Source organism: Dolichospermum circinale AWQC131C (assembly GCF_000426905.1).
Lineage (GTDB): Bacteria > Cyanobacteriota > Cyanobacteriia > Cyanobacteriales > Nostocaceae > Dolichospermum > Dolichospermum circinale.
This window is the reverse complement of record NZ_KE384619.1, coordinates 28,501-38,616: the sequence shown is the minus strand read 5'-3', so window position 1 is coordinate 38,616 and position 10,116 is coordinate 28,501. Positions and strand designations below refer to the sequence as shown.

The following is a 10,116-nucleotide window of genomic DNA, read 5'->3' as shown; positions in this document are numbered from 1 at the left end:
TTTAGCCAAACGCGATAAATTAATTGCAGCGTTTAGATCCCTATCTATCTCAAAACCACAGTTAAGTACAGGGATTTGACATTTGAGATGGTGCATTACATTATAAATTATGCTATAATATGGTAAATATGTACTAAACAGCTACTCCTACCAAAAAATGTTTCCAGAAATGCAGCAAGAATGCCATTATATAAATGCTGTGTCGAATTAAGGTCTGGAGTCAGTTGATAGTCAGCGGAGGGATTATATGAGTCAAACACTGGAAATGCCAACGCTATATGCTCGTTTGTCAAAAATGGGTTTTCCACCAACATTCATTCAAGAGAAGGCTTTACCTGAGTGGTGGAATAGTGATTTGGAAAAAAATCCTGTTGCTGTAATGGAAGCAGCAGGTTATATTTCCAAGCGTCTAGGGTTAGATATAGCATCAGTGTTTAATCCCAATGTTCCCATAGAATTTAAAAAGGTTAATAGTTCTAAGTTCAAAAAAAGGCAAACTACTGATGAGCAGAGCCTATTAGTTGCTCAAAGGTTAGCAACACGCATAGCTGAGATGGCTGGATATGTTTCTAAATCGCCTTTTAAAGGAGTTGTCGCAGATGCTTCTGAAATTCGGAGAATTATTCTCAAAAATAATCCTTGGGTAGACCTTGATGGTCTTGTTAAATTTTGTTGGTCCTGTGGCATTCCAGTTATACATTTTTCTGATTTCCCTCCAAAAACTCCTAAAATGGATGGAATGGCTACACATTTAAATGGTCGCCCAATAATTGTAATTAGTTCAGGTTGGAAATTTTCTGCTCGTTTAGTTTTTGTTATTGCCCATGAACTGGGACATATTGTTTTTGGTCATGTTCAAGATGGAGTGTTAATTGATGAAAATATACTAGAGGAGATTACAGACCAAGAAGAGGAAGAAGCTAATAATTTTGCTGTGAAGCTGCTTTTTGGAGAAAATGAATATAGTTGGAGGCAAATGTCAAGTGCTGTAGATCTAGCACGCACTGCGCGCAAACTTGGTAATCAACATCAAGTAGACCCCGGCATAGTAGCTTTAAACTATGCTTGGCAAAAATCAAATTGGCCTATTGGAATGAGTGCATTAAAAATTATTGAACCTAAAGCCAATGCTTCTGCAAAAATTAATAAATTTCTTTCTGATAATTTACACTGGGAAGAATTGGACTCAGATAGCGAAGAATATCTTAGACTGGTAACAGGGTGTAATTTTGTCTAAGATAGGAGTGTATTCTTGTTAGTCTATTTAGTTGATAATGATGTCATTTTAGAACTGGCATCATACAATCTCTTTTGGGATATGATTACCAGTTTAAATACATCGCAGAAAGATATTAGAGTTCTACCTACAGCTTCAGATTTTTTTGGTGGCTCGTCTAGGTTAAGAAGAAAATATAAAGAGCAAAGTATTCAAAGTGCTAAATCCATAGCAGATAAATGCCAAAAAATTGATCAGGGATCAATTGATATTTCAGAATTACCATGCTTATATGTAGAAGGAATTGACTCTGGAGAAGCTTTGCTTGTTGCTGCAACAAAAGAGGAAGCTAATTTTTACATATTAACTAGTGACAGAAGATTTTTAAAAGCTCTATCAAATTCTAATTTAGCTAATATTAAACAGAGACTCTGTCAAAGGATAATTTAGAGCAATTGTTGATAAACTTGATTAGCAATGATAATGATTTTGATAAAATACGGCGCAGAATTATTAATTCTGATTTATGTAATCAAAATATTGCTGAAGTTTTTGCAGATGGTAAGCTGACAAAAAAAGAAACAGCCTTAGTAATTCTTGAAGACCGTGTAAAAGAGCTACGCTCTGTAACGGGAGATTTGCTGATTGACACTTTACCACCACCTGTTGAGGTAAAAACCCTAAATCCTTGATTGATATTAATCAAGTTAAAATCGCGCCACCCATTAACCGCGCATACCTATACTTTAACTCATCCTGCATTAACGGCCAACGGGCTAAACTTGCATCAATATCAATCACCTTTTCCGCTGCTTGTCGTGCTAACAGCAAAATATCCTCATCTTCCACCAAACTAGCTAAGGTAAAATCTGCTACACCTGATTGGCGAGTTCCCATCACTTCCCCCGGACCACGAAACCGCATATCCATTTCAGAGATAAAAAACCCATCTTGGGACTGTTCCAATACCTTTAAACGCTGTTGAGCATCCGCACTTCTTGTACTACTCATCAATAAACAGTAAGATTGCGCTGCACCTCGTCCGACACGCCCCCGTAATTGGTGTAATTGTGATAAACCGAATCTTTCCGCGTGTTCAATTAACATCACCGTAGCATTAGGCACGTCTACACCCACCTCAATCACAGTGGTAGAAACGATAATTTGAGTTTCATTATCGCGGAATTTGTGAATAGCTTCCTCCTTTTCCGCTGAAGTCATGCGTCCATGTAATAACCCAACTTGAAAATCAGGAAAAACGCTTTCTTGTAATTTTTGATGTTCCTCTACAGCGGAACGCAAATCTAATTTTTCCGACTCTTCTACCAAAGGTAAAACTACATAAACCTGTCTACCTTGGGCAACTTCTCGACGGATTAAATCATAAGCTTGGGTTCTTTGATGACCAGTCAATAAAGTGGTTTTAATTTGTTGTCTTCCTGGTGGTAATTCATCAATTTGACTAACATCTAAATCCCCATGTACCGTTAATGCCAAAGTGCGAGGAATAGGAGTTGCAGTCATTGTTAAAACATGAGGTTGTTCGCCTTTTTGTTGTAATTTTGCTCTTTGTTGTACCCCAAAACGATGCTGTTCATCTATTACCACTAAACCCAATCTTTGGAAATTAACTTTATCTTGAATTAAGGCATGAGTCCCAACTAATAAAGGTAATTCACCAGTTTCTAATTGAGCATGAATTTCTCGTCTTTTAGCTATTTTTGTCGAACCTGTTAATAATTCCACAGGCAAATGTAGCAGGTTAAACCAACTAACTAACTTACGATAATGCTGTTCTGCTAATACTTCCGTGGGAGCCATTAACGCTGCTTGATAACCTGATTGAATTGCGGCTAAAATAGCCATAACAGCAACAACAGTTTTACCTGAACCAACATCACCTTGAACTAAACGATTCATGGGTGCAGGTTTTTGTAAATCGGTGAGAATTTCATTAATAACTCGTTGCTGTGCGCCGGTAAATTTAAAAGGGAGAATTTTCTGGAATTTTTCTAATAATTTTCCTTTGGGTGTAAGAACAGCACCAGTTTGAATTGTTTTAGCTTGTTTCTGACGTTGTAATAAACCAACTTGTAAATAGAAAAATTCATCAAATACTAAGCGACGACGAGCAATTTTTAAAGAGTCACTATCTTTAGGAAAATGAATATTAGGAATAGCCTCTTTTAATTCCATTAAATCATATTTTTCTCGTAAACCTTTAGGCAAAGGATCTTTTAAATTAACAGCCGCTGTTAAAGCCGTCATTACAGCCTGTCTGACAGTATTAGCTACTACTCCCTCAGTTAAGCTGTAAATAGGCACAACTCGCCCAATAGTGAGAGAATCAATAGGATCTCCAGGATTTGCTAAAACTTCCAATTCTGGGTTATCCAAAGTTAAACCATATTTACCACCTTTGACTAACCCACAAGCCGCCAACATACTACCTACAGGATAGTTGCGTTTTAAAGTTTCCTGCCAACCACGACTAGTAAAACGCGCACCTGCAAAAAATCTGCTAACTTTAATTTGTCCCGTATTATCTTTGAGAATTAATTCTAAAATTGATAATTTTTTATTTTTAGGACTGGTAAAGAAATTAAACCTTTTCACCGTCGCTATGATAGTTACTGTTTCCCCACCCGTTAATTCACTAATATTTACCTGACGGGCATAATCAATATGATCACGAGGATAATAAAATAATAAATCACGGACGGTATGTAAATCTAATCGGGCTAAACTTTCAGCTTTTTTAATACCGATTTCTGGTAAAACGCTAAGTTTTTGATCAATTTTGGGGGCTAGTTTTTTACTGACTTCGGCAACAATTGGAGTGGTGGGATTTTGATTTTTAGAATTTTGACTTTTAAGTTCGTAAACTTTTGGGGGAGTTTTTGTTTCTAATTCTTCTTCTAATTGATTCAGATATTTTCTAACTTCTGCCACTAAATCTTTTTTTTCTGCTAATGCCAAATTTGGATAATTGGCAAATTGAATTGCTATTTCTTGCCAACGAGAACGTTCTTTTTGAGGTAAGCCCAGGGGAAATTTGCCAAAGGTTAAACTTAAAAATTCACTAAAGCGGTGTTGCTTACCTACTAAATCTATAAAGCCATTTTCCGCTTCAAATGCTAAGGCTTTATGCAATCTTATCCAATCAGGTGTTTTATTAGTCATTGGTCATTAGTTGTTGGTCATTGGTTATTAGTTATTACTTGTTGGTTATTTGTTAAGAGATAATATCATGTTCGGTTGAACACTTATCATATCTGTTGAGGCTGGTAATGGGTAATTGGTAATTGGGAAAAGGCAAGAGAATGATCAACTATATCGTAAGTGATTGGATCGTAAGTGATTGGACGGACATGATATCAGAAATGATTGAGTTTTGAAAAATAGATTTTCTTGATAGAAATGCTCATATATTGTTATTCCCCTACAGGCTGACTAATCCTCGAACCAACTAGCACGCCAAGCAGCTTCAGCTTCAGCAATCTTCAGTTCTTTTTGTCTTTTTTGATACTCACGTCCTAATTTACTCAGTTGCATTAAAATATTACGAATTCCTTTGCGCTCTGTCAATAGTGTCACATCAGCAAATTCTATTTCTTCGAGTCGCAAGTGAATAGCCATAATCTGAGTGATAGAATCTTCCGCATCTTCGTGATCACTAATTTCTATAACTAAGTTTAATATATTGGGAAAGCTGGGCATCATATCACTAGAAGATTCTGAAGCAGCAGTTGCAGCGGCTAAAATCGCTTCTGGTAATTTTTTGGGTAAAACCCCTGTTTTTTGGATGAGAATATTAGCCCTTTGGGAGACTTTTTTTAAAGTTTCTTCAATTCCTTGTTCTATATCTTGTTGCCATTGTACCAGTTCTATAGGATTAGAAGGATCTAAAGCTTGAGGCTGTTGTTGATTTTCTTCTTGTTCCTCCTTTTCTTCTTGTTCGTCTTCTTCCTCAGTTTCTAAAATTACTTCTGTTTGGGTAACTTGTAGAGGGTGAATATAACTAATTAATTTCTGGGCAGCTTGTTGACTTAATTGACGAATACCTTGTTGTAATTTTTGCCGCTGATTTAGTGATAAGTTAAGAAATTCATCAGGATATCCTTGGGTACACAAGTAATAACTGGCTAAAATCAATTGTTTTTGTAAAGCCAGTCCCAAAGTATCTATATATCTAGCATAAGCTAAATTGAGTTGTTGAGCGATCGCTCTGGTCGCCTCTTTTAATGCAATAATGTCTTTTTCTATCCGTTCAATTGCTCTGGCCATAATTTTAGACTGGTAATAGTCCTTTCTGTGTTGTCCATTGTCAATGATCAATCAAATGCCCCCTACTACGTTTTCTGATAAAATACAGGCCACGTAGAACACGCTGGCCTGTAAATAGAAATAGTCATGAGTCAGAACTAAAAGTCTATCATTAACAGCAATCCATTAAGTATATCTTCTTAACATCTGACCACTGACCAATGATGAAATTACTTAGCACCCATTTGGGCAGCAACTTCTTCAGCAAAGCTAATTTCTTTCTTTTCAATGCCTTCACCCAGGACATAGCGAACAAAGCGACTAACTTGTACTTTTTCGCCAATTTTAGATTTTACTTGCTTTACCAAATCTTCTACCAAAATACTCTGATCACGAATATAAGGTTGATCTAGTAAAGTCATTTCTTTCAGGCGCTTTTCAATTCTACCTTGAACAATCTTTTCCCTAATGTTCTCTGGTTTGTTAGCCAAGTCGTCCTTACCCATTTCGATGTCTTTTTCTTTTTGGACAATTTCGGCAGGAATTTTGTCTACGCTGACATATTCTACATTGGGACAAGCAGCAACTTGCATGGCTGCATTTTTGGCCAAACCCTGGAACTCTTCATTAGCAACTGTTGAAGCAGTCTCAGCGGTTAATTCCAACAATACACCAACACGACCACCAGTGTGAATGTAGCTGTCTGCTACTCCTGGTGTGCCATTAGCAAGAGAGAAATTAACAAACCGCCGTACTTGAATATTTTCCCCAAGGGTAGCAATTGTTTCTTTGATAAATTCCTCAACAATAACGCCGGGATTTTCCATATAGGGTTGAGCCAATAAAGACTCAATACTATCCGCAGTCGCAGCTTGTTGAGCCAAGTTCTTCACTAAGGATTTAAAAGCCTCATTCCGGGCAACAAAGTCCGTTTGACAGTTTACCTCTATGAGTACACCTACCTGACCACCAGGCTGAATATAGGTATCTACCAGACCTTCTGCGGCAATACGATTACTACCTTTGTCGGCCTTAGCAATACCTTTTTGCCGTAGCCAGGTTATGGCAGCCTCGATATTACCATCATTTTCATTCAGCGCCTTTTTGCAGTCCATCATGCCAGCACCGGTTTTTTGGCGTAGCTCTTGGACGAGTTTTGCAGATATTTCCGCCATGTTGCCTCAATTCCTAACTTGACAGATACAAATATTAATTAAGATTCTAAGATGATCAGGACTCATCTTAGAATCTTTAAATCCTGATTACAGATGTTTATTCTTCGTCTGATGAGTCGCTCAGATCACTTTCGTCGTATTCGTCAGTGTAATCTTCGTAATCTTCGTAATCTTCTTCTACTTCTAGTTGACCGTGACGACCTTCATAAATAGCATCTGCTAATTTACCAACAATTAGCTTAATGGATCTAATTGCGTCATCATTGGCTGGGATAGGAATATCCACAACGTCTGGGTCACAGTTTGTATCCAACATGGACACAATGGGAATACCCAATTTTTCGCATTCTTGAACTGCGTTATATTCCCGTTTCTGATCAACAATGATCACAATATCCGGGACTTTCCGCATATTTTTAATACCGCCCAGGTATTTTTGTAGCTTCGTCATTTCCCGACGCAGCATGGAAGCTTCTTTCTTGGGTAATAAATCCAGTGCGCCCGTTTCTTCTCTCCGTTCTAAATCTTTGAGACGTTCTGCTCTGGTTTTAATTGTTGCCCAATTTGTCAGCATTCCCCCCAACCAACGTTGGTTAATATAGTGAGAACCACAACGCAGAGCCTCTTGAGCAATAATTCCTGCTGCTTGGCGCTTAGTTCCCACAAACAGGAATTTTTTACCTTGCTCTGCTTGAGTCCGCATATAATTATAGGCGTTATCCATCAACTGGGCTGTTTGCACCAAGTCTATGATATGTACACCATTGCGTGAGGTGTAAATATAAGGAGCCATTTTCGGGTTCCAACGTCGGGTTTGATGACCGAAGTGAACACCAGACTCCATCAACTGAGCCAAGGAAACTACTGGCATATTTTGTTACTCCTATTCGGGTTAAACCTCCACCCAGGTGCATTTCTTAAATTTAGAAACACCCGAATTCCTGGATGTGCGGAATTTTTGACAACTGTACTAGGGTAACACAAATATATTCACTTTACCACTGAATCTAGATTTTTTGTGAAGGTCAAGATTTTTATTAGTTGTCACACAGCTATATTTACTAGTTCCCAGACTCCGGCTGGGAACTAGACTTTGAGGCTCTGCCGCCAATAGAGAATAAAGACTGCATTTCATTTGTATAATTATGGCGGGCAGGATGCCCGCACCACAAGATTTAGTTATCTGAGGATTGTACAATTTAGCTGCTTTTTCCCTGCTTAGGAGAGTTGACAATTGATTTAAAATATGTTATCGTTATAATGATGAGGAAGAACTATCTATAATAAATAATATAGATGAGGTAGAGATCCATGACGGGGGTTAATTAACAGTTGCTCTTCTCTGGTAATAATAGAAATTGCGGGTTTTGGAGATATATAAGAAAATGAATAAGCTACGGGTGGGTTTGCTATTTGGTGGACGTTCTGGGGAACATGAAGTTTCAATAATTTCTGCAAGGGCGATCGCTCAAGGTCTAAAATTAGAAGAAAATGCTAATAAATACGAAATTTTGCCTTTTTATATCCAAAAAGATGGAGTTTGGCAATCTGGAGTAATCGCGCAGCAAGTTTTAGAATCTGGTGTTCCCCAAGAAATCCTCTCTACAACCCCTAATTTATGGCAATTCCCACCCGAAACCGCACAAGTTGAGCTTTGGTTTCCCATTCTTCATGGCCCGAATGGAGAAGACGGGACAATACAGGGTTTATTAACCCTAACACAAGTCCCCTTTGTCGGTTCTGGGGTATTGGGTTCAGCAACGGGAATGGATAAAATTGCCATGAAAATGGCCTTTGCTCAAGCGGGATTACCTCAAGTCAAATATAAAACTGTCACAAGAGCACAAATTTGGTCAAATCCTTGTGTATTTCCAAAATTATGTGATGAAATTGAGGCCGCATTAGGCTATCCTTGTTTTGTCAAACCTGCTAATCTAGGTTCATCAGTGGGAATTGCTAAAGTGCGATCGCGTCAAGAATTAGAGGTAGCATTAGATAATGCTGCTACCTATGATAGACGTATTATCGTCGAAGCTGGAGTTGTCGCAAGAGAAGTTGAATGTGCTGTTTTAGGTAATGATCACCCGAAAGCGTCAGTCATAGGTGAAATTACTTTCGATAGTGATTTCTACGACTACGAAACCAAATATACACCGGGAAAAGCGGATTTATTTATCCCCGCAAATTTACCAGAGGTAGTAGCACAGCAAATTCAAGAAATGGCCTTACAAGCTTTTGCTGCTGTTGATGGTGCTGGTTTATCTAGGGTAGACTTTTTCTATGTGGAAACTACGGGAGAAATTTTCATCAATGAAATTAATACCTTACCAGGGTTTACCTCCACAAGTATGTATCCCCAACTCTGGGCTAATACTGGTATACCATTTGCCCAATTAGTAGATCAATTGATTCAACTAGCAATTGAAAGACATTCTCCAGTTAATTAACAAAAACTAGTAAGGGGAAAATACTTAGTTATTATTTATTTTCCTCTTGTTTTGACTATGATTTGTGTAATTGAGATGAAGGTGAAATTGATAGATAAAAACTATAGGAAATATAGTGATAAAATACCCTTGGATTTGGTTCTTGAGCTTATTTCTCGTTCCTATAGGAATGACGATTTTTGCCTATCAGCAACTGAGTTATGTTGGTTACGTGCCAGAGAAAACACAGGAAAAATCCCCATTTTTGGCGATTCAGAAATCCCCTATTGCCACATTTTCCGATGGTAGTAATTCTATACCTCTATGGTTGGTAATAGCGATCGCTGCTTGTTGTGCTGCGGGTTCTTTTGTAATTTTTTACTCACTTCAAACTTCCAGAGAGATACAAAAAACCACTCAACGCACTCGCAACAGTCAAAAATTGTCCCCTCAAAAACGTCATAAATCTAGAAATTCCTCCTCTTGATCATCTGATAGCAAAAATCCGCTATAATTTTCCCACCGGAGAAAATCCCATACCCCCCATTAACTTGTTGAATATATGTCAACACAGTGCTGAAAACTTGAAAATATAAGACTTTTGAGAAAGTGCCAACTTGGCAACCAAGTTTTAATCACATAAGTTAGATTGATTCCAGATAAAGAAATTCAATATTGTGGTTATTAAAGACTACTAAATATTGATTTTTTTATAGAACACCATAGTTTATACTAACATTTTTTAGCATAAATAACAATGATTTGTAGATAATTAATTTGGCATTTATTGACTCAAAAATAATAATAATCAGGTTTAACATTTACTGCAATGGGAATCTAATCACCCCCTATAAACACTGTCTTTATTATATCAAAACCCCCTAAATAACTGACAGTATTTATATATTCCTGAACGCTACAGCAGTAAATGTAGAGTGGGAGATTTTAGGCTTTTGGTATGCCTCTTCCCACTCTCTTTTTATTTATAGTGATTAGTTGTTGGTTATTCATTGTCAATTAGTAATTAGTTAGT

Annotated in this window: 9 protein-coding genes; 5 read left to right on the top strand and 4 right to left on the bottom strand. The window is 37.5% G+C overall.

What is annotated here, in order from left to right; genetic code table 11:
- The first annotated feature begins 247 nt into the window (after positions 1–247).
- The 3 genes from ACIR131C_RS0113630 to ACIR131C_RS0113620 are packed head-to-tail and all read left to right on the top strand — an operon-like array spanning position 248 to position 1,908.
- Positions 248–1,237, top strand: coding sequence for an ImmA/IrrE family metallo-endopeptidase (locus tag ACIR131C_RS0113630; protein ID WP_028090650.1), 990 nt, complete (start codon positions 248–250; stop codon positions 1,235–1,237).
- Between the two features lie 15 nt (positions 1,238–1,252).
- Positions 1,253–1,666, top strand: a complete 414-nt coding sequence (locus tag ACIR131C_RS0113625; RefSeq protein WP_028090649.1) for a hypothetical protein — start codon at positions 1,253–1,255, stop codon at positions 1,664–1,666.
- A 5-nt stretch (positions 1,667–1,671) separates the two neighbouring features.
- The gene (locus ACIR131C_RS0113620) at positions 1,672–1,908 is read left to right on the top strand and encodes a hypothetical protein (RefSeq protein WP_155963116.1); all 237 of its coding nucleotides are present in this window, start codon (positions 1,672–1,674) and stop codon (positions 1,906–1,908) included.
- Positions 1,909–1,918: 10 nt separating this feature from the next.
- On the opposite strand, the gene recG is transcribed toward ACIR131C_RS0113620, so the two are convergent.
- The 4 genes from recG to rpsB all read right to left on the bottom strand — a co-directional run bounded on the left by recG (position 1,919) and on the right by rpsB (position 7,528).
- On the bottom strand, positions 1,919–4,399 hold the full coding sequence (gene recG, locus ACIR131C_RS0113615) for an ATP-dependent DNA helicase RecG (RefSeq protein WP_028090647.1): 2,481 nt from the start codon (positions 4,397–4,399) through the stop codon (positions 1,919–1,921).
- A gap of 270 nt (positions 4,400–4,669) precedes the next feature.
- Positions 4,670–5,503, bottom strand: a complete 834-nt coding sequence (locus ACIR131C_RS0113610; RefSeq protein WP_028090646.1) for a hypothetical protein — start codon at positions 5,501–5,503, stop codon at positions 4,670–4,672.
- A 209-nt stretch (positions 5,504–5,712) separates the two neighbouring features.
- Positions 5,713–6,657 carry a translation elongation factor Ts gene (gene tsf, locus ACIR131C_RS0113605; protein WP_028090645.1) on the bottom strand — a complete coding sequence of 315 codons (945 nt, stop codon included), beginning with the start codon at positions 6,655–6,657 and terminating at the stop codon, positions 5,713–5,715.
- 97 nt (positions 6,658–6,754) lie between these two features.
- Entirely contained in the window at positions 6,755–7,528 is a 774-nt protein-coding gene (rpsB, locus tag ACIR131C_RS0113600) for a 30S ribosomal protein S2 (RefSeq protein ID WP_028090644.1), read from the bottom strand.
- Positions 7,529–8,042: 514 nt separating this feature from the next.
- Between rpsB and ACIR131C_RS0113595 the strand changes: the two genes are divergently transcribed.
- Entirely contained in the window at positions 8,043–9,104 is a 1,062-nt protein-coding gene (locus ACIR131C_RS0113595) for a D-alanine--D-alanine ligase family protein (protein ID WP_028090643.1), read from the top strand.
- Between the two features lie 142 nt (positions 9,105–9,246).
- Entirely contained in the window at positions 9,247–9,570 is a 324-nt protein-coding gene (locus ACIR131C_RS22720; RefSeq protein WP_155963114.1) for a hypothetical protein, read from the top strand.
- Positions 9,571–10,116: the final 546 nt, after the last annotated feature.